Source organism: Caldithrix sp. (assembly GCF_056497305.1).
The window spans coordinates 1-25,305 of record NZ_JBSMDE010000086.1 but is presented as its reverse complement, the minus strand read 5'-3'; the positions used below and the strand labels follow the sequence as shown (position 1 = coordinate 25,305).

Genomic DNA, 25,305 nt, shown 5'->3' with positions numbered 1-25,305 from the left:
AGGCGTAACTCGAGCTTCAGCTCCAGATTTGCCCTAACACCTACACAAATGTTATTTCCATGCAAGCGAAAACTCCGAATCCCGGAAATAGGCTTGTCCAGCCGAAGGTTGTAGCGCAGCGGAAATCTCGATTCTCGGAGACAGGCCCGTCTGGCCGTGGCAGCCGGACAGGCCCGTCTGGCTGGCGCAACCGGACAGGCCCGTCTGGCTGGCGCAACCGGACAGGAAAAGAATGTTTGCCCTCATCTTCTTGATCCTCCTCTCCCAGAATAAAAATCTGGAGACGGGGAAAACTTGTGTGGAAAATTTTCTCACGAGTTTTGGAAACACTATTCACGACCAATGGGATTTCGGTATTTATGTTGAACAATGGGAATGCGGTTTTAGCGTAGATTCCACTTATGCTCGGAAAAGGGAAAAATACACGTGATCGAAAAGGATCAAATGCTTTCAGCATGAAATAGCGGAAATGTAAACCGTTGAAACGGTTTCCTATTTCGCCACGCGGCGAAGATCCACCTTTTTTCCTTTTCCCACTGTTAAAACGGCGGGAAAATACTCCCTGAAGCCTTCATCTTCAGCATACCTCCTTTTATTCTCTGTAATGGCAGCCCATGCTGCGCCGGTTGGCCCAGGCGGCAGCGGTAACGATAATCGCCGTGCGCACCGCATTGCGCAAGCCGATCAAGCCGTCGCTCAATTTACTGACACGATAAAAGCGTTCGATTTCGTTCTCCAGATTGCGCAGGTCGCGCCGCGCGCGTTGCAAACGGTGTGTTGTGCGCACCAATCCCACGTAATTCCACATAATATTGCGGATAGAACTCATATCCTGATTGATGAGTGCCGGGTCCGGTTCAAATTCACCGATATCTTCCCATTCCGGAATGCTGTTCTCATGAAAATATGGCGTTTGGCCAATGGTTTTAAGAATGTCCTGAGCCGCGCTGTAAGCCCAGACCAGTCCTTCCAACAGTGAAGTACTGGCCAGACGATTGGCTCCATGTACGCCCGTGCAGGCCACTTCACCAATGGCGTATAAATTCTCCACGTTGGAATGGCCGTGCTCATCGACCAGAATGCCTCCACAAGAATAATGAGCAGCCGGGACAACTGGAATTAAATCTCTCGTGGGATCCACACCAAATTCCAGACATTTTTGGTAGATGAAAGGGAAATCGTGTTTTATTTTAGAGGCCGGCAAATACGATTTCATATCCAGGTAGACATGGGACACATCATCGTGCAGCATTTGCTTGTGAATACTGCAAGCCACCAGATCGCGTGGCGCCAGGTCCTGCCATTGGGGGGCAAATTTTTCCATAAAAGGCCGCCCATTGGCGTCAACCAGTCGCGCACCGGCTCCGCGCACCGCTTCTGAAATCAAAAAAGTTGGTTTGTATTCGTGGTAAAAAATGGTTGGATGAAACTGAATAAATTCCATATTGACGATCCGCGCTCCGGCCCGGTCAGCCATGGCAATGCCATCGCCGCGGGCAGCCGGGGGATTGGTAGTGCGTTTAAAAATTTGCCCCAAACCGCCCGTGGCCAGAATGGTCTTTTTTGCCAGCACTTTGACAACCTGTCTGCTCTTTTGATTGTACAGATAGGCGCCGGCACAGCGATTGGGCTCGTAAACAGCCAGACGATTAAGCGAATGGTGAGCCGGGGTTAACAAATCAATGGCCGTGTGGTTATCCAGTAAACGGATATGTGGATGCTTTTCAATGCGCTGATTTATGGCCTGTTGAATGGTTTTCCCGGTAGAATCGCGAACATGCACAATACGCGCCATGCGATGGCCGCCTTCTCGGGCCAGTAAATAACGGCCTTTTTCATCCTGATCAAAGGCAATAGCCAATTTGTCCATCAGGATTTTTTCGACCAGTCCGGGGCCTTCGGTGGCAATTTTGTGTACCGCAGGTGGGAAACTATGGCCGGCCCCGGCCCGCAGAATGTCTTCGGCCAGCATTTCCGGCGCATCATCCTCTCCTTTGTAAATAATGCCGCCCTGCGCGTAGTAGGTCGCTGTAGCATTTTCGCTGGAGCCGTGGCGAACCAGGGTAACCTCTAAGCCCTGGTCGGCCAGTTCAATGGCAGCGATGCCGCCAGAAATTCCGGCGCCCAGGATTAAAACCTCTGTTTTGTGCGTGTTCTGCATGGTCTGCTTCTTTTTGGTCTTCAAGTCAGTTCAATCATCCTGCGCACAGCCTGCTCGGCGCGCACCCTGATCTCCTCCGGAACTTCAATGACGTAGCGCGTTTGTTTCAGGGATTCCAGAGTATCTTCCAGAGTGATCTCGGCCATGTGCGGACAGCGGTGTGTACAAAGACGCAACATCTCTTTTTCCGGATGGGCAGCGATGATGTTATCGCCCATGGAACACTCGGTTAATAACAGATAATGGGGCGCATCGTGCTCTTCCACATATTTAATCATGGCCGATGTACTGCCCGCAAAATCGGCCTGTGCCGTGACTTCCGGAGAACATTCCGGATGGGCCAGCACAACCACATCGGGGAACTGTTTTCGGGCGGTCTCGATATCTTCCACAGTGAACAGCTCATGCACCTCGCATCGCCCGTGCCAGCCGATAAACTGGTAATCCAGATTGGGGTCCGGTTTGGCCACGGGCCAATCTTTCATTTTGGTCGGGAAAATGATGTGTTTGCCCGTCTCTTTAGCCACATTGCTGGCCAGAAACTCATCCGGTAGAAAGATGACGGTGTCAGAGTTTAAAGACTCCACCACGGCTTTTGCATTACCCGAAGTACAGCACACATCGCTTTCGGCCTTCACATCGGCATAGGTGTTCACATAGGTAACCACCGGCACGCCGGGAAATTTTTCCCTGAGCAGACGGACATCCTCGGCGGTGATGCTTTCGGCCAGCGAACAACCAGCTTTTTCCGCCGGTAAGAGCACGGTTTTTTCGGGACTCAAAATTTTAGCGGTTTCGGCCATAAAGCGCACGCCGCAAAAAACAATAATGTCTTTATCGGTTTCCGCCGCCTTACGCGCCAGCTCCAGCGAGTCGCCTTTAAAATCGGGTATGGAATGAAAGAGCGCCGGTTCCATGTAATTGTGCCCCAGGATGACGGCATTCCGCTCCTTTTTTAATTGATTGATCTCAGCGGCCAGCTGGGCCTTCAGGCGAATTTCAGCCTCCGGCATGAGTTTATGTAGCTTTTTGTAAAGCTCCTGATAAATCTCTTCGGAATTCACTTTGCCTCCTGTTTTACCTCAAATAATTAAACTCAGGTCTAATGCTTTTACGGAATGGGTCAGGCTGCCCACGGAGATGAAATCGACCCCGGTTTGGGCAATGGATTTCACGGTTTCCAGAGTCACATTACCCGAAGCTTCCAGCGGAATTTTGCCATTGCAAATTTTTACAGCCTGTTTCATGGTATCCAGGTCCATATTGTCCAGTAAAATGCGATCTACTCCGGTAGTGAGCGCTTCTTTTAATTCTTCCAGATTCTTAACTTCCACCTCAATGGGACGATTTTGCCGGTCACATTCCCGCACCCGTTCCACCGCTCTGGAAATGCCTCCGCAGGCGGCAATATGGTTATCTTTAATCAAAACCATGTCGTACAGACCAAAACGGTGATTTTCTCCGCCGCCAAGACGAACCGCCCATTTATCAAAATATCTTAATCCAGGGGCCGTTTTGCGCGTATCCAGAATTTTAGCCCGCGTGCCGCGAATCTGTTCCACCATTTGTCGCGTTAAAGTGGCAATGCCGGACATGCGCTGCAAAAAATTGAGGGCCACACGTTCAGCGCTTAAAATCGGTCGCGCCCGTCCCTGCAATCGGACGATTTCGTCTCCAGGGTTTACACTCTGTCCATCCTCAAACAAACAATCGATGGTAATAGTTTCATCTAACTGCAAAAAGCAGGCTTTAAACACTTTCAGTCCGGCAATGATGCCCGGCGCTTTGGCTATCAGCCGGGCCTCGACTATCTGCTCCTCTGCTATGGTGCAATCCGTTGTTACGTCGCCGCTACCCAGGTCTTCGGCCAGGGCTGCCCGAATGTTTTTAATCCATTCTTCCATAATTTTAATCTTTGCGTTGATTTTATTATTTAGGCTAATTTAACAAAATTTTTGTTAAATATTAAAAGGAATTTTTTGCAGAATTAAGGGATGGGCTGGCCTGAGCTTCAGACGCAGGTAGAAAGTATGCTTCTTTCAATGAGCGGCTGACTTTCCTCCTCGCCACGATTCTCGGGGAGAAGGGGCCAGGGGTGAGGACTAAAACAGGAATCCCCTTCACCTTTCCACGTCATTCCCGCGTAAGCGGGAATCCTCTTCACCTTTCCATGTCATTCCTGCGTAAGCGGGAATCCCTTTCATAATGCAGTGGATTCCGGCTCTCGCTGCGCTCGGCCGGAATGACCATTTACTGTCTTTAACCATTGACAATCTCACTCTGTTTGCCGTAAACGGTCGTCCTCTCCCCAGGCAAAAGGCCTTCTTTCTGCAAAAATTTACATTTTTCTTCTGCAAATCATTCCAGTTATCGGATTTTTTTTGTAAATTACACCACCATTGTCTTTAAAAGAAAGAGAGCCGTAGGTTTGGAGGAACCATGAAAGAAAAATTACTTTCCGGAATCGCTACGTATCGCTCCGAGTTGGAAGGGGTTTTACAGAGCTTAATTCAAATTCGTAGTTACAGCGGACAGGAAAAAAAGATCGTTGAATTTATCCGGCAAAAGATGCAGGAATATGCCTTTGACGATGCTTTTGTCGACGGACTGGGCAATATTGTGGGACGCATCGGCAATGGGCCGACCAAAATCATGTTCGACGCGCACATTGATACTGTACAGGTAACCGAGACAGAGAACTGGCCCTTTCCTCCCTTTGCCGGACGCATTGTGGATGGAACCATCTACGGTCGGGGCGCTGTGGATGAAAAACCAGCCATGGCAGGTTACCTGATAGCCGGACGCGTCATCAAAGAGGTTTTGGGCGCAGACCCGTTGCCCTTTACGCTGTACATTGTTGGCTCTGTCATGGAAGAAGATTGCGATGGTTACCCTTTGCGCCATCTGATTGAAAAGGAGGGACTGCGACCGGATTTTGTTCTGTTAGGCGAGCCCACAGATTTGAAGATTTACCGCGGCCAGCGAGGGCGCATGGAAATCGAGATGGCTACCAGAGGCAAATCGGCGCACGGCGCTCACAATAAGCAGGGCATTAACGCCATCTACCTGATGAACAAAATTGTAGCCCGCATCGAGCAGCTGGATGCCCAATTGCCCGAGGACCCGCCTCTGGGCAAAGGGTCGATTACCGTCAGTGAAATTGCCAGCAAGGGCCCCTCACTCTGTTCTGTACCGGATTACTGCCGCATTCACATTGACCGGCGCATGACCCTGGGCGAAGACAAAGAAACGGTTTTGCAACAGTTGCAACACATCGTCCAAAATTTAAATCTTAAAGCCGAAATACGTATCCCCCTTTACCGGGGAAAAAGCTGGAAAGGAACCGATTTTGAACAGGAAGCCTATTTTCCCACCTGGCTTTTGGAAGAAGATCATCCTCTGCTGCGCGCAGCCATTCAAACCTCAAAGCAGGTGCTTGACGGAAAGGCCGAACTGGGCGTCTGGAGTTTTTCGACCAATGGCGTGGCCACGGCCGGTTTGCACCACATCCCCACGTTTGGCTTTGCTCCTGGTAAGGAGGAACTCTCGCACTCCGATCGCGAGGCCCTGTCTCTGGACGATCTACACAAGGCCGCAGAATTTTACGCGCTCTTCCCTTTTGAATTGACGACTCTTCTCGGTGAACAATAGAAGGAGAATTCCATGGAAACTAAATTAAAAGGCAAACATTTCATCAGCACACAGGACTGGACGGTTCAGGAATTAAAGACCGTTTTTGAGCTGGCCAAACAGTTAAAAACCGATTTTGCACAGGGTAAATTCCACAAAACCCTGGAAGGCAAATCGTTGGGCATGATTTTCTTCGATCCATCCACACGCACGCGCACCTCATTCGAAGCAGCCATGACGCAATTGGGAGGCCACAGTATCTTCTTTGCACCCAACACCATGCAAATTTCCCACGGAGAAGGCGCTAAAGACACGGCCCGCGTGTTGTCCTCTTACCTGCAGGCCATTGCCGTCCGTTATTGCACATACGGCGAGGGAAATCGCTATTTAAATGAACTGCGCGAACACAGTAAGGTGCCCATCGTAAACATGCAATGCGATGTGTACCATCCGGCGCAAATATTAGCCGACTACTTTACCATCATGGAACACTTTGGCGAAAACACGCGCGGCCTAAAGTTGGGAGTTAGCTGGACTTCGGCGCCCAATTACATTCGACCATTGTCCGTGCCGCAAAGTTTAATTTTGATGATGCCCCGTTTCGGCATCAATGTCACTCTGGCCCACCCGCCAGAATTTGAATTAATGCCCGAAATTGTAGATCAGGCGCGTAAAAATGCCGAACAGGCTGGCGCCACTTTTGAAATCAGCCACAAGATGGAAGACGCCTTTCAGGACGCCGATATTGTCGTGCCCAAATCCTGGGGGCCTCTGGTTCATACCCAGGATGAAGAAAAAGGTCTCAAACTCATCGAAAAATACCCGGGTTGGGTGGCCGACGCCCAACGCATGGCTCTGACCAAAGCGCATTCGCTGTACATGCACCCCTTGCCTGCAGACCGCGGCAAAGAAGTCACGCCGGAGGTCATTGACGGGCCGCATTCTGTGGTTTACCAGGAAGCGGAAAATCGTTTGCACGTGCAGAAGGCCTTGCTCTCTTTGATCATGTAATCCGGACGAAGCAATGGGAAAACATTACTTTTACCAGTGTAGTCTTTGCCAGCAAACCTTTGAAGCAGAAGAAATCGAACGCTCCTTTACCTACCTTTGCCCGCAATGCGGTCAGGCGAAAAAGAACGCTCCTTTAAAAGGCGTTTTGCAGGTAAAGTACGATTACGCTTCGTTTGCCCTGCGCCATAAGCGGGAGGCCTTTTTAAAACAGCCGCCGGGCAAACCCTTTCTTTACCCGCAACTCTGGCCGCTCGATTACAATGGGCGCACTTTACAATTAAAACAGGTGGACAACCGCCTGCTGGAGAATCTTGCTTTGCCCCAGAAACAGCTTTTGACCTTTGAGTACCAGGGGCAGACCTTTAGCGTGCTGGACGAAACGCGCAATCCCACCTTTTCTTTTAAAGATCGGGCCAGCATTCTGGTCGTTTTAAAGGCCCTGCAATTGGGCATCAGGGAGATAGGCGCGGCCTCCACCGGCAATGCCGGTTCTTCTCTGGCCGGCATTTGCGCACGGGCTGGATTGCAGGCCCGCATCTGGGTTCCGGCAGCCATTCCGGAGGCTAAACTGCTGCAGATCAAAGCCTACGGTGCGCACGTACACAAAGTGCCCGGCGATTACGACCTGGCCTTTGACCGCTCCATCGAAATCTGTGCCCAGAACGGCTGGTACAACCGGAATACGGCCTTTAATCCCCTAACCATCGAAGGCAAAAAATCGGCGGCCTTTGATCTCTTTTTACAAACCGGAGGCCTTTTGCCCGATCCCATCATCGTACCCGTGGGCGATGGTGTGATTATTTCCGGTATGTTTAAAGGATTGCACGAATTGCTGGAATTGGGTTGGATCGATCGCTACCCGCAATTGATTGCCGTGCAGGCTACAGGCAGCGATGCGCTGGTGCGCTTTTTAAACAAAGGCGTTTTCCGATTTAAGGCGGCCCAAACCGTTGCTGATAGCATTTCTGCCGGAGCGCCGCGCAATTTGTTCCTGGCGGCCCGGGCGGTTGAATTAACCCGGGGTATGGCTCTGGCCGTCACCGATCAGGAGATTTTAAAAGCCCAGGCTCTGCTGGCCCGCAAGTTTGGATTGCTGGCCGAACCGGCCGCAGCCAGTACCTTCGCCGCCTTCTTAAAACTGATCGCCGGGGGACAGCTAAAATCGGCCGATCATCCCCTGCTGCTGATTACCGGTAATGGTTTAAAAGACACCAAAGCACTTAGCCAAAGCGTGAAATTAACTTAGGAGACTACGATGTACGATTGGAACTGGGACGTTCAAAATGAAACCTATCTGCAACGCACGATTAAACGGTGCCGTGAGAAAAAGATCATTCTGCCAACCTTTGAGCAACTCAAACATCCGGAGACCATTCCTGCTTCTGTGCAGGAAGAACTGGCCAAAATCGACATGGAAGCGCTTCATCCTCTGAATCTCTTTCGCATCAACTGGCGCAACGATCCGCAAACCGGTAAAATAGGCAATTACAACTACTTTGAATTGCCGCCGGAAATTACCGGGGTCAAAGCCAGGATCATTGGCATGGTGGGTAAGTACTTTCCTACCGGAGCGCACAAAGTGGGCGCCACCTACGGTTGCCTGGCGCCTTACCTGGTCAGCGGACGATTTGATCCGGAATACCACAAGGCTGTCTGGCCTTCCACAGGCAATTACTGCCGCGGCGGGGTATTCAACTCAGCCCTGCTCTCCGTGCATTCGGTGGCCATCTTGCCCGAGGAAATGAGTCAGGAACGCTTTGACTGGTTGCGGGAAAAAGGCGCCGAAGTTTACGCCACCCCGGGCTGTGAGAGCAACGTTAAAGAGATCTACGACAAATGCCATGAACTGGCGGCGCAAAGCGATCAATATTTGATTCTAAACCAGTTCGACCAGTTTGGCAACGCCATCTGGCACTACGAGGTTACCGGCTACGCCATTCAGGAGGTCTTTAAAAAAGAAAAAAGCGGGCGGCAGCGATTAAGCGGCTTTGTCAGCGCCACCGGTTCGGCCGGCACCATTGCCGCCGGCGATTATCTGCGTCAACCCTTTCCGCAGATCAAAGTGTTGGGCGCCGAGGCGCTGCAGTGCCCCACTCTGCTGATGAATGGCTTTGGCGGTCATCGCATCGAAGGCATTGGCGACAAACACGTGCCCTGGATTCACAACATCAAAAACCTGGACCTGGTGGCGGCCATTGACGATGAAGAGGCGCTACGCCTGCTTCGCCTGTTCAATGAACCGGCCGGTCAGGAATGGCTGGCCCGTCAGGGAGTGGCAAAAGAGGTCATTGAAAAACTACCGCTGCTGGGCATCTCTTCCTGCGCCAACCTGCTGGCTTCCATTAAACTGGCTAAATATTACGAAATGAACGAAAACGACATCATCTTCACCATTTTTACCGATTCCGTAGAATTGTACCGTTCCCGGCTGGAAGAGATGAACCGTAACTGGGGCCCCTACTCTACGAAACAGGCAGCCCTGGATTGGCACACCGTTGTTAAAAAGCAGACCATCGATTACATGAAAGAATTGGACTATTACGATCGTAAACGAATCCACAACTTAAAATACTTTACCTGGATTGAACAACAGGGAAAAGAGGTGGAAGAGCTGAACGCCCAGTGGTACGACGAAGATTACTGGCAGGAACGCTTTTCTGTGGTGACCAAATGGGACGAAATGATCCGCCAATTTAACCAGCGCGTGGGACTTGCAAACGATTAATGCGTTAACCGGCAATGGGTAAGGCAAACAACGAGGCAGACTCCATGAGCAAAAAGCTGAACATCTTGCGTAATGTGTTTCTGGCAGCCTGGGGGAACGACCTGCAACTGGCCGACATCCATTTCGATGAGACAATTCGCGAAATCCGGCCCTTGCTTGAGCGGACCGTGCCCTGGACTGAAATCGACACGCCGGAAAAAAGGCAGACGTTCATCCACAATCTGGCGCCCCGATTAAAACCTGTGGCGCCTTCGGAAATTGATGGCCGTTTTCTGTTGCTGATGCCCGGCGCTATTGATCCTCATGTGCATTTTGACACGCCCGGTTTTGAATTCCGCGAAGATTTTGAACACGGAAGCCTGGCTGCGCTCTGGGGCGGAGTGACCACGGTGATTGACATGCCCTGCACTTCTCTCCCCCCGGTTACTTCATTTCAAAATTTGCAGATTAAACGGCAGGCTTTGCAAAATCGCGCCTATTGCGATTACGCCCTGTGGGGCGGCATTAATGGGCTGGACTTCAATCAACCGCACAAACTGCGCAGCGAGATCGAGAAACTGATTCAGGCTGGGGTGGTGGGCTTTAAGGCTTACCTCATCTCTGGCATGGACACCTTTAGCGATTTGACTGCTGAGCAGATGTTGCAGGCTGCGCGCTGGCTGGCAGAACTTGAAGCGCCTCTGGCCGTACACGCTGAAGATAAACAGCGCGTCGTCTCGCGACGTCGTCAATTTCAGGCGCGTGGTGAAAACGACTGGCGTTCCTATTGCCGCGCCAGAGATGTAACCGCCGAAGCCCAGGCCGTCTCGCTGATGTCCAAAATCGCCAAGGAAAGCCAGGCGCGTGTACACATTGTGCATCTCAGTTCCAGACAGGGACTGGACATTGTGCGGCAGGCCCGGGAAAAGGGCCTGGCTTTTAGCGCGGAGACCTGCCCACATTATCTGTTTTTCACGCAAGAAGACTTTAAAAATCCGGCTATCCGAAATTTTCTGAAGACCGCTCCGCCGGTAAAATTTGCAGAAGACCGGACCGCGCTCTGGCAGGGTCTGGCCGATGGCAGCCTACACTTTGTGACCACCGACCACGCCGGTTGCGATCCTGAACAGGAAAAAACTTCTGAGAATTTCTGGCAGGTGTACGGAGGCATTCCAGGTGTAGAACACCGCGTTTCCTTTTTACTGAGCGAAGGCTTTTTAAAGGGACGCCTGAACCTGGAGCAGACCGTACAATTGCTTTCAGAAAATGTGGCCCATTTCTTCGGATTGTCCCAAAAAGGCGCCCTGCAACCCGGCAAAGACAGCGACATGGCCCTGATTAATCTCTGGAACCGGTATGTCATTCGCTCTCAGGACATGCACAGCAAAGGCCGATACACGCCTTTTGAGGGCCTGGAACTGAGGGCCCGGGTGGTTAAAACTTTTTTGCGCGGTCAACTGGCCGTGGATTTTAAAACCCGCTTTCAGATGGCCCGGCCTGCAGGCCAATACATTGCCCGTAGTTAAGGCCAGGGAAACAATGCCTCAGCATCGGCTATTTGCCCGATGGAGACCAAACCTGTTAAAAGCGGGCGGAAGCCTCACGGGCGCAGTGAACTGGCCATCGGAAAAACGCGGTTAAAAGCCAGTGGTTTGCCGATGGCTAAACGACCTTGGATTCAATACAAGTGGGGCAGGCCAACGCCCTGTAGAAAACGTTACACAGCCAACAAAGGAGAAACAAACGTGTCCCAGCGAACCGTCATCAGAAATGCCTGGATTTGCGCTCTGGACGAGCAGTACCAGTTCAAGCCGTTCTTTGGCGATCTGGAATGTTCCGATGGGCGCATTCAGCAGATCACCGAACGCGGTGAGGGCGCCTTTTTACCGGTCACCGCTGCCCATGAAATCGACGCCGCCGGACGCATGCTCACCGTGCCCCAGGTCAATTTTCACGAACACATCTATTCCCGTCTGGCCAAAGGTTTACCCATTCACGGCCCGATGACCAATTTCGTGGAAATTCTGGAAAATCTGTGGTGGAAACTGGACCGCGCTCTGGATCTGGAGATGGTTGAGGCCTGCGCCATGATGGCTGCCATGGAGAGCCTGCAATGGGGCGTCACCTACCTGTTTGATCACCACGCTTCGCCTTCGGCCATTGGCGGCAGTCTATTAACCATTGCCCGCGTTCTGAACGATTTCGGCCTGCGTTCGGTATTGTCTTTCGAAATCTCTGACCGCAATGGGCCGCAGGCAGCCAGAGCTTCGCTTAAGGAGAATATGGAATTTATTGAGCAGGCTACCAATGCCGACAACAAAGGCATGATTGGCCTGCACGCTCTGTTTACTTTGCCCGATGAAATGTTGCAAGACATTGCCCGGGCCCTGGCCTCCGTTCAAAGCGGCATTCACATCCATGTGGCAGAAGATTTGGCCGATGTGCAGTTAAATCAGGAAAGATTTAAAAAATCCATTGCCCAGAGGTTGACCGATTTTCATTTGTTGAACGATCGCTCCCTGCTCATTCACGGCGTGCACCTTTCAGCAGAGGATTACGAGATCATCGCCTCTTCGGGCGCGGCTCTGGTGTACAACCCCGATTCCAATCTGAACAACAGCGTTGGTTTGCCCCGTTACAGCGCCCTTCCGCTCGAAATTCCCATTCTGGCCGGCACCGATGGCATGCACGCCAATGTGGGCCGTTCACTCAAACAACTCTTTCTGCTCCACCGTTTTCAGAACAATGCGTTTGAAGAGGCCTTTGCCTTTGTGCAGAAGATAATTACCGATCAGGTGCGCTTTGTGCGTCGTTACTTCCCGGATTTTCCAGCTTTGCAGCAAGGCGATCGGGCGGATTTTGTGCTCTGGAACTACGCGCCGCCCACGCCGCTCACTCCGGAAAACGCCCTGGGGCACATCATTTATGGCCTGACCGAGAGTACGCCCCAGGCCGTGTTTCAGGAAGGTCGGCCGCTCCTATTGGACGGCAAGCTCCTGAGGCCCGATCTTTCAAGAATTTTGCAGAACATCCGAATTCAGGGAAAGCGGTTGTATGAACGATTCAAAAAGGATTAAAAATTTTACAGAACGTTCAGGAATTGTTAAATTAAAAGCCAGACACATTTTAAAAATCAGGAAATGCAATGAAACGCGATTTTTCAGTGGTCGGTAAAGCGGTGATTCGTAACGATGGTCTGGAAAAGGTAACCGGTCAGGCCCGATTTGCCGACGATTATCGTTTTCCCGGCCAGTTGTACGGCGTCATGGTGCGCATTCCGGCGGCCCATGCCCGAATTAAATCGATTGATTACACAGCCATTGCCGACGATCCGGCGCTGGTGGCTATCTGCGATCACACCGACATCCCTGGCGCTAAAAAAGTGGGGCCCATCAAACAAGATCAACCGATCTTTTGCTACGACAAAGTCGTTACCCCGGGCGATGTGCTGGCCATGCTGTTGGGCCCGGACGAAGAGGCCTTGCTCAAAATCCGCCAACGCATTAACGTAGAATATGACCCTCTGCCGCTGCTCACCGATCCGCAAAAAGCGCTGGAAGCGGACGCGCCCCTGATTCATCCCGAACAGGGCTCCAATCTGATCGTCCACCACCGGGTCAGAAAGGGAAATATTGAAAAAGGATTTGCCGAGAGCGATTACATTCTGGAACAAACCTACACCACGCCCTTTATTGAACACGCTTACATTGAACCGGAAGCCGTCATTGCCCTGCCCCGCGAAGGCAACAAAGGGCTGCACATCATTGGCAGTATTCAAAATCCCTTTACCACGCGCAAGGTTGTTGCCCAGGTTTTGGGCTGGCCTCTGGCCAGAGTGCGCATTCAACAGGCGGAATTGGGCGGATCGTTTGGAGGTAAAGATGACATCATGAACATTCTGGCCGCCCGGGCAGCGATTGGCGCACTGAAAAGTGGACGACCGGTCAAAATCCGTTACACGCGCGAAGATTCAATTCTGGAATCGTACAAACGGCACGCTTACATCTTAAAATACAAAGTCGGATTTACGCGCCAGGGCAAGATAAAGGCCATGCAAATCGATGTGCTGGCCGACGGCGGGGCCTATGCTTCGATGACGCCCTTCGTCACCTGGCGAACCGTTGTTCAGGCCACCGGCCCTTACGAAATCGAACACGTGTGGACCGATGTGCGCGGCGTTTACACCAATAATCCTTACACTGGAGCCATGCGCGGTTTTGGCTCTCCGCAGCCCATTTTTGCTCAGGAATCGATCATGGACGAAATCGCCGTGCGCCTGAATCTGCGCCCGGATGAAATCCGACAGATCAACGGCCTGCGCAAAGGGTCGGTTACGGCTACCGGACACAAGCTGGTCGATCACGATGTCAATCTGTTAAACGTTCTGAAGACAGCGGTGCAAAAAACGGATTTTGCCCGAAAATGGGAAAGCTACGCTCGTCAGGAAAAGCGCCTGGCGCCCATGATTTCCATGCAGACTACGGGCAATCCATCGCAGCTCATTTTGTCGCCTGAAGAACTACTCAAACCCCAGGAACATTTACGCAGGGGAATCGGGCTGGCGGTCAGTTTTCGCGGCTGTTCTCTGGGCGCCGAGGGCATTGATGCGGCCGCGGCTTACCTGCTTTTACAGCAAGATGGTTCAGCTTTGCTGCTCTCCGGCCTGGCCGAAAACGGACAGGGCCTGCGTACGACTTACGCCATCATTGCTGCAGAAGTCCTGGGCATTGATCCGCAGGATATTTTCTATCTTGATCAGGACACGCACCATGTGGGCGACAGCGGGCCTACCGTTGCTTCGCGTTCTACCTTGATGGGCGGAGGCGCTACCAGAGATGCGGCCCTGATTATTCGCAAACGACTGGAAAAGGTGCTTCAGGAAAAATGGCAACTTCCGGCGAACAGCACTTTCGTTTTTAAGCATCATCAGGTTTGGGTTAAAGAACAGCCCGATTTAAAGCTGCCTTTTAAGGAAGTCTGTCAATTGGCTTACGCTCAGGGCGTCAATCTTTCGGCCATCGGCTGGTACGCGGGACCCAAAGTGCACTGGGACGAAGAAGTGGGCCAGGGGCCGGCCTACTTTACCTATGTTTACGGTTGCCAGGTGGCTGAGGTGACGGTTAACATGATCAGCGGACAGGTATTTGTGGAACGCGTTGTGGCCGTGCACGACCCGGGAACGGTGATCAATCTGTTAGGCGCTCAGGGCCAGGTTTACGGCGGAGTAACCCAGGGCGCTGGCTATGGTTTGTGGGAAGAAATCAGCGTCGATCAGGGCTTTATTCGAGAATTGAATTTTGATCAGTATTTGATTCCTACCAGCAAGGACGTGGGAGAGATCGTTCCCATTTTTGTCGAGGGCAAAGATCCCCACGGAGCCTGGGGAGCCAAATCGTTGGGCGAGCCAACCCTGGAACTCACGGCAGCGGCCATCGCCAATGCCGTACGCAATGCCACAGGCCAGCGTTTTTTCCATCTGCCTTTAAATCTGGAAGAAATTTTACTCAAACAAAAGCTGTACCCCAAATCCAAACGAGGTAGCGCCTGATGATTCCTGAAATTGAATTTTTTAGACCTCGCAATGTGCAAGAAACGCTTGAATATTTAGCCGCTCACCAAACGCAGGTCAGACTCCTGGCCGGCGGAACCGACATCATCCCCGGTTTTCATATTCAATCCAGACGCTTTAAAGATATTAAGGTTTTAGTTGATATTTCTTCACTGCAGGCATTAAAATCGATTGAGTCGCATGATCATGAATTACACATTGGCGCGGGGGTAACCTTCTCCGAGCTGGCTCGTCATTCGGCTATTCGACAGAACTACCCTCTTTTGGCTGAAGCGGCTTCCAAAATCGGTAGCGTGCAAATTCGCAACCGGGCCACTCTGGCCGGCAACTTTGTAAACAATGCGCCCTGTGCCGATTCTGTCCCGCCTTTGCTGGTTTACGATGCGCGGGTTGTCATTCAATCTTTAAAAGGCAAAAGAGACCTGCCCCTTGCGGAATTTCTGCTCAAGCCTTACCGCACACAGTTGAATGCGGATGAGATGGTGACCACCATTGTTTTGCCTGAAATGGCCGACGGCTATTCCGGTTCCTTTTATAAATTGGGACGCAGACGGGGCGTGGCCATCAGTCGCATCACCTTAGCCGTTTTACTGAAGGTGCAAAACGAAGTGATTGAGGATGCCCGCGTGGCTTCTGGAGCAGTAACGCCCATTGGAAAACGCTTCCCGCATATAGAACAGATGTTGATCGGCCAGCGACCTGAACCAGGGATTTTAAAAGCGACAGCCATTGAACTGGGCAAGCAAATTTTGTCGGTAACGGGTTTACGCTGGTCATCGGCTTACAAACTACCGGTTGTGCAGCAGGCTATGTACGCCCTGCTCTACCAGTTAACATTAAATGTTTCCTGAGATGATTTAAAGTAGAGGGATAGGATTTTGCAAGTAAACATCAGATTTACGGTCAATGGAAAAACGGTTCATTTACAGACCAAAGCCAATAAACGTTTACTGGACATTCTAAGGGAAGACCTGGGCCTTACCGGCACCAAGGAAGGTTGCTCCATAGGCGAATGTGGAGCGTGTACGGTGGTCATGAACGGTCAGGCTGTGAACAGTTGCCTCATTTTAGCGCCTCAGGTTGAGGGAGCTGAAATTCTTACGGTTGAAGGTCTGGCCAGGGGCCAAACCTTACATCCTCTGCAAAGCAATTTTCTAAAATATGGGGCCGTGCAGTGTGGATTTTGCACGCCCGGCATGCTGATGTCCGCCTACGCCCTGCTGCAGGAGAATCCACATCCCAATGAAGAAGAGATTAAAGAGGCCATTGCCGGCAATCTTTGTCGTTGCACAGGTTACAAGCAGATCATCCAGGCCGTACAGGCCACAAAACGGTAGGGGCGACGTATACCGCCACCATCATTTTCATTTGATTCAATCACAAAAATCCCATGCACATGGCGAAATTTGTAATAAATGTTGATTGGCCATTTCCGACCATTTTGATAATATAACATTGGACGAATACCAAATCATGCCCAACCCTGGGCGTTTAACGCCATTTTCCCATTCAACACACGCCCAAACAAACATTCACGGTTGCCTCCCTATCATGTTGACGTACTACTCTCCGAATTACGGTAATCCCATCCTTTCAAACGGATGGATCGCCGGGTATTGGTGGGCGCAGGCTTTAGCCCTGCGCTCACACCGACAGTCATTCCGGCCGAGCGCAGTGAGAGCCGGAATCCCCAACATGATGAATGGGATTCCCGCTTGCGCGGGAATGACTGCATCATCTGTCATTCTGAACGGAGTGAAGGCCAGCCCAGGAAATCCCTTCTGTTGTTTGCCTGTCATTCTGAGTGGAGTCCCGAGAATCGGGACGGAGTGAAGAATCCCTTCCACCCTTCCCTGTCATTCTGAGTGGAGTCCCGAAAATCGGGACGGAGTGAAGAATCCTTCCCATTGCTTGCAGGGGATTCTTCTCCCGCCTGGGCGGGATCAGAATGACAATGCTCGCTTCCCTGTCATTCTGAACGGAGTCCCGAGAATCGGGACGGAGTGAAGAATCCTTCCCATTGCTTGCAGGGGATTCTTCGCTGCGCTCAGAATGACATTTCCAGTTTGGAAGGGATTCTTCGCTACGCTCAGAATGACAACCACAACCTACCACCAACCTGTTTGTAAGGGCTAAGGATTTCCGACACCGTTTTTTCCATTTGCTAAATTCTCGCTTGCACAAGCGGATCATTCGACCGGGGGCAAACCTTCTGGGAAATCCTTCGCCCCTACTTGCGCTTACAGGGGATTCTTCTTCCTGATGAATCGGGACTCAGAACGACAATGACCGTTTGGTAGGGATTCCTGCTTGCGCAGGAATGACGTGCAAAGGTAAAAGGGATTCCCGCTTGCGCGGGAATGACGTGGAAAGGTGGAGGGGATTCCCGCTTACGCGGGAATGACTGCACCGCCTGTCTTTCTGAGTGGAGCGAAGCGGGAATTCTAATTGACACTCGGAAAAACGCCTGCAATGATTACCAAACCACTACAAAATTATTTTTGATTTTGGCCTGCAACCTGCTGAAATTAGAGTTGCGAAAGGTTTAACTAAAATAAGGTGCAGCCATGCGCTGGCTCAAAAAAGATCCATTAGCCAGAATTCCTATCAAATTTAAGTTGCCATTAAGTTTTGTAGCCCTGTATTTAATTGTCTTTGGCGCAGGAGGCTATTTCATTGTTCATTCCGTTTACAATTCACTGGATAAAGAGATTATCTCCCGCCTGCAAAGCGAATCATTGGCCCAGGGCGCCATTTTCGAAAAAAAGTTAGAAACCCTGGCGCGGCGCGCCGAAGATTTCGCCTCAGATGGTTTTATCCGCACACAAACAGAAATTCTGACCTCCACAACTCGTAACGCTTCAATATGGCAAACCTCGCAAAATCGGCTAAAAAATCATTTAAAACGCAACAAATTGCCGCTGATTAAAGAATTTTTTGATTTGCAGGTTTTAAATTTACATCAACAGCGGCTGGTAGGCGTTCTTCCCGAGCCTACCCGCTTAAATCAATACTTCCACTTTCCGGAACAGTTAGAACAAACACAATTTAGCGCAATTCTGCCTCCGGACAGCCAGCGGACGTTTCCGGCAGCAGCCATCATTACGCCGCTCTGGGATATCAAACGCAAGCAAAAAATAGGCTATCTTGTCTGTCTGATTAATCTGCAGCAAGTCATTCAGAACCTGGCCCGCGAATATGATCAGGCTAAAGTGGGCAGTTCTATCAAAAAATCATTAACCTTTTTCGATCAACGGGGCAGTCAATTAGAAGTCCCGTTCTGGTATTTTGAACACAACGCGCCAGCGCATAATCATCCCAGTCCTGCGGATGGTCTGGGCCTGAAGTTTATTGAAACCAGTCAAAGAGAAGGTCCATCGCTACATCATGGCCGTCACATTTGCAAGAACGGCAAAGATATGTTTGGACAGAGCTATCCCCTGCAAAGCGCTGGCTGGAATATTTTAATTGAATTGAATGCCCGTGACGCTTTAAAACCCATTGAAATTCTGGAAGGCAACCTTCTGGGCGTTGCTCTGGTGGTGGCCATTAGTACCCTGCTGCTCTTGTTTTTTCCTGTGCAATTTGTCATTCGTCCGCTGAGCGAATTACAAGCCATGGCATTCCGCATTAAAGACGGCGATTTCTCTGCCAGAGTAGACATTGATTCTGAAGACGAGATCGGTAATCTGGCCCGATCGTTTAACACCATGGCCCAGGCCATCGAAGTTCACACCACGCGCTTAAAACAAACGGCTCAGGACTTACGCAAACGAGAGCAGGAATTGCGTGTTCAGCATGATCGACTGAACACCGTGGTACATTCTATGACCGATGGTTTAATTCTCCTTAACAATAAAAATGAAATCGTTTTGCACAATCAGGCTGCCATGCCTTTTGTTGAGCTGTTGCAAAGTTCCGATCCTGAACTCTTCATACGTAAATGCGACCATGGAGAAACGCAGCATAGCGAATGTCTAAAATGTTTACTGGATACCTCCCTGAAAACCTCCTGTGTGCTTACCATCCATGACTCCATTTACGAAGTCATTGCCACTCAACTGCCGGCGATTGATGGCTCTTCCGGCAAAGTACTGGTAGCCCGGGACATCACCGAACGCGAAAAAATGAATGAACGACAGGCCCATCAGGAACGGCTGGCCGTATTGGGTAAAACGGCGGCCGTGGTCGCACACGAAATGAACAGCCCATTAGCCGCTATCTCCATGTACAATCAAATGATGGAAACAGAACTGGAAAAAGATTCTCCCTTTCATGAACACGTCGATGTCATCAAGCGCAATACGCACACCTGCCAGCGTATTATTAAGCAATTGCTGGATTATGCCCGAACGCCACAGCCCAATATCCAGAAAATCAATGTGCATCAAATAATCGAAAATGTGGTTCATTTTTTACATCCTATCTCTAAAAACAAAAAAATTGAAATTCTAAAGACGTTCCAGGTCAGCCACCCCCTTATTTTAGGGGACGCTACGCAAATTCAGCAAGTGTTGGTCAATGTCATTCTGAACGCCATTCAAGCTGTACCGGAAAACCGGGGCGTCGTTCGCGTAAGTACTTTCGAAGATTCAAAACACAGGGCCTTAATAATCGATATTGAGGACAATGGCAATGGTATTAATGCCAAGAATAAGGCCGAAATTTTTGAACCGTTCTTTACCACCAAAAGCACAGGGGGAACAGGTCTGGGCCTGTCCACTGCCAAACGCATTGTAAATGCTCACGGCGGGGACATTTTTCTCAAACAGAGTGAACCCGGCAAAACGATTTTCCGGATTCGCCTGCCCTATTCCCCGACCCGGACCAAACTGGCAGTCAACCAGGAGATTTTATGATGCGCGCTAAATTTGGGAACCTGAGCTAATCCTTTAAAAAAAGGCATGTTCGCTATTTTAGAAAAGGATCCAAAACCTGAAAGGATTTTTACACATGAATCAGACACCAGTCAGCTCTATCTTTGATTTTGGCGATCTTCGCATCCTGGTGGTCGATGATCAGATCGACGTGCGCAGAGGTTTAAAACGGCTTATCGCTACACTTGGCTGCGAGGTGGATGTAAGTTCTTCGGCAGAAGAGGCATTAACGCTCTTACAAAAAGAACATTATGATATTGTCTTCACCGACCTGAAAATGGCCGGCATGTCCGGAGTCGATTTGTTAAAAGAGATTACCAGTCGATGGATGGATATAGAGGTTGTATTGATCACAGGTTATGGAACCATCGAATTAGCGGTTTCCTGCCTGCAAAACGGGGCATCGCACTTTATTACCAAACCATTTGACAATGAAGAAATTTTGTCCTATGTGAAACGCGCCGGCTACAGAATTTTGTCCAGGCGTCAGGCTCAGCAACGGCTGGACAAATACAAAAGCCAGACGTTAATCGCCATTGATCCCCGAATGCGACAGGTGCTGGAACTGGTTGAACAGGTGGCGCCCAGTCGTGTGCCTGTGTTAATCGAAGGAGCCAGCGGCACCGGAAAGGAATTGATCGCCCATGAGATTCACAACCGCAGCCCGTTCAAAGATAAACCTTTTTTAGCCATCAACTGCATTGCCCTGCCCGATACTCTGTTAGAATCGGAACTGTTTGGTTACAAAAAAGGAGCCTTTACCGGAGCTTACAAAGATTCTAAAGGCCTATTCGAACAGGCAAACGGCGGAACGATCTTTTTAGATGAAGTCGCTTCCATGTCGCTAATGTTTCAGGGAAAACTGCTGCGTGTTTTGCAAGAAAAAGTCATTCGTCCCCTGGGCGGGAATGAAGATATTCCGGTTGATTTTCGTTTGATTGCGGCCAGCAACTGTAACCTGGAACAACTGGTTAAGGAAGGTAAATTTCGCGAAGACCTCTATTATCGTTTGCAGGTGGTACGAATCGAGCTGCCCGGCCTAAATGACCGGCCGCAGTGTATCCCTGCCCTGGCCGAATACTTTTTAGAACGCGCCTGGCATGAATTATTAGGCCAGCAAGGGCCGCGGCCGCTCCTGGCGCCAGCGACCATCGAAGCCTTAAAAGCACATCACTGGAAAGGGAACGTACGGGAGCTGGAAAATACCATCCAGCGAGCGCTCATTGTTTGCCGCGGAGATAAAATTCTTCCTTCCCATCTGGGATTTAACAAAGACCTGCCCATCTCGGATGAGTTGTTCACAGAAATAACCTCCTATGAAGAAGGAAAACGCCAGGCCATCGAAACGTTTCAACGCCAGTACATTCAGAATGCCCTGCAAAAAACAAACGGCAATATCTCTCGTGCGGCTGAACTGTGTGGAATTACACGCGCTGCTTTTCAGCGCATTATGCGTAAATTGAACATTCAGCCTGATGTGGCCAATAAGGAATAACAAAGCGATTTTCCGTAGATTTAAAAGCATTTTTTTATTGAAGCTGTGAGCGTTTTCGAAGGCAGTATAGCCGCAACCATTAGTCAACTACGGAAAACACAGAAAAGCCAAGAAGGCACAAAAGAGCATTTTTAAATTAAAAAATACGAATTACGAATTATTTTGTGAAAGGGCAAGTTGTTTCTGGGCAGTGAGGGCCAGTGCTGACGTGTCATTCTGAGAATCCCTTACACTTGCAGACAATTCGCAGGCGCAACGTAACTCGAGCTTTAGCTCGAGACGTTTGTAAAGGCGACGCATTTTGGACAAAATTCTCATGGTCGTAAATGGGGCCTTAATAAGAAATCTACAACACAGGTGGAAAGCTTTCCAACACAAGCCTTCCCCCCTCCCAGACTTTTATTCCTGGAGAGGGGGATCGAGGTGGTGAGAGCAATTAATTTTTAATTTGAAAAATGCTTGGCGTTCTTTTCGACTTCTTTGCCTGTCCGGTGGCCAGACCTGTCCCTGAGGATTGCCTTCCAACCGGTGGCCAGAGGAACGATCTTTGCAGCTCTACGGCTTTAGAGCAAAATTACCCTAATCGAACACATGCAATTGGTCGCCGTACTGAGCCACCAGTAATTCGGCATTTAAGATGGCGCCGCCGGCCGCGCCACGAATGGTATTGTGCGATAACACGTTAAATTTGTAATGCAAAATGGAACAGGGACGTAAGCGACCCGTGCTAACCGCCATTCCTCTTTCCAGGTTGCGCTGTAGACGCGGTTGAGGTAAATGAGGCTGGGAAAAATAGTAAATCGGCTTTTGCGGAGCACTGGGTAATTTCAACTGTTGCGGAAGCGCCTTAAACGATTGCCAGGCATCAATTATGGCCAGGGCAGTCGGTTTCTCCTCAAATTCAACTGAAACGCTCTCCAGGTGGCCATCAATGACCGGTACGCGATTGCAACTGGCGCTGATGGCTATTTCAGCCTGCTTGAACGCTGTGCCGCTCCATTGCCCCAGTAGTTTTAAGGGTTCGGTTTCCATCTTTTCTTCTTCATTTTCGATGTAAGGCAAAACATTATCCGTAATTTGAAGAGACGACACTCCCGGAAAGCCGGCTCCGGAAAGTGCCTGCATGGTAACCACCTGTACCTTTTTTAGGCCAAATAACTGATGTAAGGGCTTTAGCGCTATCACCAGTCCGGTCGTGGAACAATTGGGATTGGTGATGATCATGCCAGCCTGAAAGGGCTGCTTGAAAATGGCCTGCAGATGTTCGGGATTGACTTCAGGAATCAGCAAAGGAACCGTGCCATGAAAGCGGTGATTTCTGGCGTTGGAAATCACAATGTGCCCGGATAAGGCTTTTTCCTTTTCCACCTGACCGGCAATGCCGGCATCTAATGCGGAAAAGAGGATCTTTGATTCTAAGGGCTGATGCACATCCTTTATTTTAATTTGACTCAATTTTTCAGGTAAAGGCGTCTCCTGTACCCAATTGACCACCTGACCATATTTTTTACCGCTGGAACGCTGCGAGGCAACCAGCTCATGGACTTCAAACCAAGGATGATGCTCCAACAATTGCATGAATTTTTGGCCTACACTACCGGTTGCGCCCAGAATGCCCACCGGAATCTTTTTAGAAATAGTAATCATACGCTGTTTTCCCGTCCTTCCTTGTTAAATAATTGCGCAAATATACAAAAATTTGTTTGAAAATACAGTATTTTTTTTGTGGGCAGAGGCAAATAATCCCCTACAAACAGGGGCTCTCATTCTGAGCGCAGCGAAGAATCCCCTGCAAGCAATGGGAAGGATTCTTCATCCCGATAAATCGGGATTCAGAATGACAGTCAAACAACGAAAGGGATTTCCTGGGCTGGCCTTCGTTCCGTCCCGATTCTCGGGACTCCACTCAGAATGACAGACGGCGCAGTCATTCCCGCGCAAGCGGGAATCCCTTCCATCATGTAGTGGATTCCGGCTCTTCGCTGCGCTCGGCCGGAATGACCGTCAGTGTGAACACAGGCTACTAATACTCTTACACTTATCCCCCAATTCCCGTTGTCCCTCACGCGGTAAATCGCAGTGGCCGCCCCGAATCCTCCCCAAAATCCCTGCTGTTAAAAAACAAATATTTTACGTTTGTGTTTGAGTGTTTTTCTAAGTATATTTAGTTAACAAATATGTTAATCAGGTGTACTGAATGAAAGCGCTGCGTTTAAGAAATATTAACAAACCTATTTTCAACTTACGGGATTTAGAGCGTGTTCTGAACGTTCAACCGGCCTCTGCCAAAGTGATGGCTTCCCGCTATGTGCGGGCCGGTTTGCTGATCCGCCTCAAGCGCGACATGTACGTTCTGGCCGAACAGTGGCCGTATTTTTCAATCGAACAAAAATTTCAATTCGCCAATCTCATCCAAACGCCGTCTTACATTTCTCTGATGACCGCTTTGTCTTATTACCAGGTTTCCACGCAGATTCAGAGAGACTTCATCGAATCCATCGCTTTGAAGCGCACAAAGCGGGTAAACATTGAGAACACCCTATTTCATTACAGCAAAATTAAATCCGATCTTTATTTCGGCTTTGTCCGACAGAGAAATTTCTTTATTGCCGAGGCGGAAAAGGCTTTGTTAGATGCGTTTTATTTGATGAGTTTAAAGCGCTACACACTGGATGTGGCGGCCATTGATTTCGCTAAATTTGATCGTCAAAAAATAGCAATTCTATTAACAAAATTTCCTGAATCTGTAAAGCAAATGGCGGCCGAATATGAATTGGCTTAACCAGCATGAAGTATTCGAGATAGAGGCGCTGGCCTGTTTAAAAAGGGCCCGACTGCTGGACGCACTGATATTTGGCGGCGGTACGATGCTGCGTTTGTGCCATGAACTGCCGCGCTACTCGGTTGTTCTGGATTTCTGGAAATTAAACGCGCAGGACGATCAGAAGCTGCTGGACAGGCTGGTGGGAACTCTGGGCAAGACGTATGAAATAACGGATGCGCAGCTCAAACATTTTACGATTTTAGTGGAGATGCGATCGCAGCGATATCCCGGAAGGTTAAAGATTGAAGTGCAGCGCACGTTAACGGATTGGGAATACGAAGAAAAGATTGCCTTTTCCAATTTCAGCGTCAAGCAGGTTTTGCTTAAAGGGCATACCCTGCGGCAAACGATGATAAACAAGATTCAGGCTTTAATTTCGCGCGGCGCCATCCGCGACGCTTTTGATGTGGAGTTTTTGCTCCGTCAGGGGACGCCGCTGCCTGCGCTTGATGATCAAGAAATCGAACAGCTGCTGAAGCGAATAGAAGGGTTTACGGTTAATGATTTTAAGGTAACGCTGGGTTCGATTATTGAAAGCGATTTGCGCCGCTACTATGTGCAGAATGGTTTTCGCTACCTGAAGGAGAAACTGTCCGCGCGCATTAAAAAATAGGCCGTGCGTTGAGCACGTCTCGCTGCGCTCGGGTGGAATGACAAGCAACAAGGCATCACACCAGCCTGTCATTCTGAGCGCAGCGAAGAATCCCCTGCAAGAGCAAGTAGGGGCGAAGGATTTCCCAGAAGGTTTGCCCCCCGGTCGAATGATCAGCTTGTGCAACAGGGAATTTAGCGAATGGAAAAAATGGCGGCGGAAATCCTTCGCCCTTACAAACAGGTTGGTGGTAGGTTGTGCCTGTCATTCTGATCCCGCCCAGGCGGGAGAAGAATCCCCTGCAAGCAATCGGAAGGATTCTTCACTCCGCTGGCGCTCCGTTCAGAATGACAGACGGTGCGGTCATTCCCGCGTAAGCAGGAATCCCTTCCATCATGTAGGGGATTCCTGCTCTCGCTGCCGCTCGGCCGGAATGACTGCC

17 protein-coding genes are annotated in these 25,305 nt (G+C 50.1%); 13 read left to right on the top strand and 4 right to left on the bottom strand.

Annotated elements, in window-relative coordinates; all coding sequences use genetic code 11:
• Nucleotides 1-592: 592 nt before the first annotated feature.
• The 3 genes from nadB to nadC form a co-directional block, all read right to left on the bottom strand.
• The gene (gene nadB / locus ACWB0I_RS07705) at nt 593-2,185 is read right to left on the bottom strand and encodes an L-aspartate oxidase (RefSeq protein WP_479387472.1); all 1,593 of its coding nucleotides are present in this window, start codon (nt 2,183-2,185) and stop codon (nt 593-595) included.
• Nucleotides 2,182-3,174 carry a quinolinate synthase NadA gene (gene nadA, locus ACWB0I_RS07700; RefSeq protein WP_479387474.1) on the bottom strand — a complete coding sequence of 331 codons (993 nt, stop codon included), beginning with the start codon at nt 3,172-3,174 and terminating at the stop codon, nt 2,182-2,184. The genes nadB and nadA overlap by 4 nt, the downstream gene beginning before the upstream one ends.
• A gap of 69 nt (nt 3,175-3,243) precedes the next feature.
• Nucleotides 3,244-4,065 (bottom strand): carboxylating nicotinate-nucleotide diphosphorylase, encoded by an 822-nt coding sequence (nadC, locus tag ACWB0I_RS07695; RefSeq protein WP_479387471.1) that lies wholly within the window; start codon nt 4,063-4,065, stop codon nt 3,244-3,246.
• A gap of 535 nt (nt 4,066-4,600) precedes the next feature.
• Between nadC and ACWB0I_RS07690 the strand changes: the two genes are divergently transcribed.
• The 11 genes from ACWB0I_RS07690 to ACWB0I_RS07640 all read left to right on the top strand — a co-directional run bounded on the left by ACWB0I_RS07690 (nt 4,601) and on the right by ACWB0I_RS07640 (nt 21,447).
• Nucleotides 4,601-5,812, top strand: a complete 1,212-nt coding sequence (locus ACWB0I_RS07690) for a YgeY family selenium metabolism-linked hydrolase (protein ID WP_479387470.1) — start codon at nt 4,601-4,603, stop codon at nt 5,810-5,812.
• A 12-nt stretch (nt 5,813-5,824) separates the two neighbouring features.
• Entirely contained in the window at nt 5,825-6,802 is a 978-nt protein-coding gene (locus ACWB0I_RS07685) for an ornithine carbamoyltransferase (RefSeq protein WP_479387469.1), read from the top strand.
• A gap of 13 nt (nt 6,803-6,815) precedes the next feature.
• The gene (locus ACWB0I_RS07680) at nt 6,816-8,048 is read left to right on the top strand and encodes a threonine synthase (RefSeq protein ID WP_479387468.1); all 1,233 of its coding nucleotides are present in this window, start codon (nt 6,816-6,818) and stop codon (nt 8,046-8,048) included.
• Between the two features lie 9 nt (nt 8,049-8,057).
• Entirely contained in the window at nt 8,058-9,527 is a 1,470-nt protein-coding gene (locus ACWB0I_RS07675) for a pyridoxal-phosphate dependent enzyme (protein ID WP_479387467.1), read from the top strand.
• Nucleotides 9,528-9,571: 44 nt separating this feature from the next.
• On the top strand, nt 9,572-11,032 hold the full coding sequence (locus tag ACWB0I_RS07670; protein WP_479387466.1) for a dihydroorotase: 1,461 nt from the start codon (nt 9,572-9,574) through the stop codon (nt 11,030-11,032).
• 39 nt (nt 11,033-11,071) lie between these two features.
• Nucleotides 11,072-12,583, top strand: a complete 1,512-nt coding sequence (locus ACWB0I_RS07665; RefSeq protein ID WP_479387465.1) for an amidohydrolase family protein — start codon at nt 11,072-11,074, stop codon at nt 12,581-12,583.
• Nucleotides 12,584-12,651: 68 nt separating this feature from the next.
• Nucleotides 12,652-15,054 (top strand): xanthine dehydrogenase family protein molybdopterin-binding subunit, encoded by a 2,403-nt coding sequence (locus ACWB0I_RS07660; protein WP_479387464.1) that lies wholly within the window; start codon nt 12,652-12,654, stop codon nt 15,052-15,054.
• A complete protein-coding gene (locus ACWB0I_RS07655; protein WP_479387463.1) occupies nt 15,054-15,926 on the top strand; it encodes an FAD binding domain-containing protein in 873 nt (290 codons plus the stop codon). The genes ACWB0I_RS07660 and ACWB0I_RS07655 overlap by 1 nt, the downstream gene beginning before the upstream one ends.
• 24 nt (nt 15,927-15,950) lie before the next feature.
• The gene (locus tag ACWB0I_RS07650; RefSeq protein WP_479387473.1) at nt 15,951-16,412 is read left to right on the top strand and encodes a (2Fe-2S)-binding protein; all 462 of its coding nucleotides are present in this window, start codon (nt 15,951-15,953) and stop codon (nt 16,410-16,412) included.
• 1,230 nt (nt 16,413-17,642) lie between these two features.
• Complete coding sequence (locus tag ACWB0I_RS07645) at nt 17,643-19,934, top strand: sensor histidine kinase (protein ID WP_479387462.1); 2,292 nt, start codon at nt 17,643-17,645, stop codon at nt 19,932-19,934.
• Between the two features lie 94 nt (nt 19,935-20,028).
• Complete coding sequence (locus ACWB0I_RS07640) at nt 20,029-21,447, top strand: sigma-54-dependent transcriptional regulator (RefSeq protein WP_479387461.1); 1,419 nt, start codon at nt 20,029-20,031, stop codon at nt 21,445-21,447.
• Nucleotides 21,448-22,026: 579 nt separating this feature from the next.
• On the opposite strand, the gene asd is transcribed toward ACWB0I_RS07640, so the two are convergent.
• Nucleotides 22,027-23,094 carry an aspartate-semialdehyde dehydrogenase gene (asd, locus tag ACWB0I_RS07635; RefSeq protein ID WP_479387460.1) on the bottom strand — a complete coding sequence of 356 codons (1,068 nt, stop codon included), beginning with the start codon at nt 23,092-23,094 and terminating at the stop codon, nt 22,027-22,029.
• Nucleotides 23,095-23,644: 550 nt separating this feature from the next.
• Between asd and ACWB0I_RS07630 the strand changes: the two genes are divergently transcribed.
• Both ACWB0I_RS07630 and ACWB0I_RS07625 read left to right on the top strand, forming a co-directional pair.
• Complete coding sequence (locus ACWB0I_RS07630) at nt 23,645-24,229, top strand: type IV toxin-antitoxin system AbiEi family antitoxin domain-containing protein (protein WP_479387459.1); 585 nt, start codon at nt 23,645-23,647, stop codon at nt 24,227-24,229.
• Nucleotides 24,216-24,884, top strand: coding sequence for a nucleotidyl transferase AbiEii/AbiGii toxin family protein (locus tag ACWB0I_RS07625; protein WP_479387458.1), 669 nt, complete (start codon nt 24,216-24,218; stop codon nt 24,882-24,884). Before ACWB0I_RS07630 ends, ACWB0I_RS07625 begins: the two co-directional genes overlap by 14 nt.
• Nucleotides 24,885-25,305 lie beyond the last annotated feature (421 nt).

Excerpts from the sequence above, each read along its gene's own strand:
- nadA (WP_479387474.1), bottom strand. The coding sequence starts at position 3,174 with ATGCCGGAGGCTGAAATTCGCCTGAAGGCCCAGCTGGCCGCTGAGATC.
- nadC (WP_479387471.1), bottom strand. The coding sequence starts at position 4,065 with ATGGAAGAATGGATTAAAAACATTCGGGCAGCCCTGGCCGAAGACCTG.
- ACWB0I_RS07690 (WP_479387470.1), top strand. The coding sequence starts at position 4,601 with ATGAAAGAAAAATTACTTTCCGGAATCGCTACGTATCGCTCCGAGTTG.
- ACWB0I_RS07685 (WP_479387469.1), top strand. The coding sequence starts at position 5,825 with ATGGAAACTAAATTAAAAGGCAAACATTTCATCAGCACACAGGACTGG.
- ACWB0I_RS07680 (WP_479387468.1), top strand. The coding sequence starts at position 6,816 with ATGGGAAAACATTACTTTTACCAGTGTAGTCTTTGCCAGCAAACCTTT.
- ACWB0I_RS07675 (WP_479387467.1), top strand. The coding sequence starts at position 8,058 with ATGTACGATTGGAACTGGGACGTTCAAAATGAAACCTATCTGCAACGC.
- ACWB0I_RS07670 (WP_479387466.1), top strand. The coding sequence starts at position 9,572 with ATGAGCAAAAAGCTGAACATCTTGCGTAATGTGTTTCTGGCAGCCTGG.
- ACWB0I_RS07665 (WP_479387465.1), top strand. The coding sequence starts at position 11,072 with ATGGAGACCAAACCTGTTAAAAGCGGGCGGAAGCCTCACGGGCGCAGT.
- ACWB0I_RS07660 (WP_479387464.1), top strand. The coding sequence starts at position 12,652 with ATGAAACGCGATTTTTCAGTGGTCGGTAAAGCGGTGATTCGTAACGAT.
- ACWB0I_RS07655 (WP_479387463.1), top strand. The coding sequence starts at position 15,054 with ATGATTCCTGAAATTGAATTTTTTAGACCTCGCAATGTGCAAGAAACG.
- ACWB0I_RS07645 (WP_479387462.1), top strand. The coding sequence starts at position 17,643 with ATGCGCTGGCTCAAAAAAGATCCATTAGCCAGAATTCCTATCAAATTT.
- ACWB0I_RS07640 (WP_479387461.1), top strand. The coding sequence starts at position 20,029 with ATGAATCAGACACCAGTCAGCTCTATCTTTGATTTTGGCGATCTTCGC.
- asd (WP_479387460.1), bottom strand. The coding sequence starts at position 23,094 with ATGATTACTATTTCTAAAAAGATTCCGGTGGGCATTCTGGGCGCAACC.
- ACWB0I_RS07630 (WP_479387459.1), top strand. The coding sequence starts at position 23,645 with ATGAAAGCGCTGCGTTTAAGAAATATTAACAAACCTATTTTCAACTTA.
- ACWB0I_RS07625 (WP_479387458.1), top strand. The coding sequence starts at position 24,216 with ATGAATTGGCTTAACCAGCATGAAGTATTCGAGATAGAGGCGCTGGCC.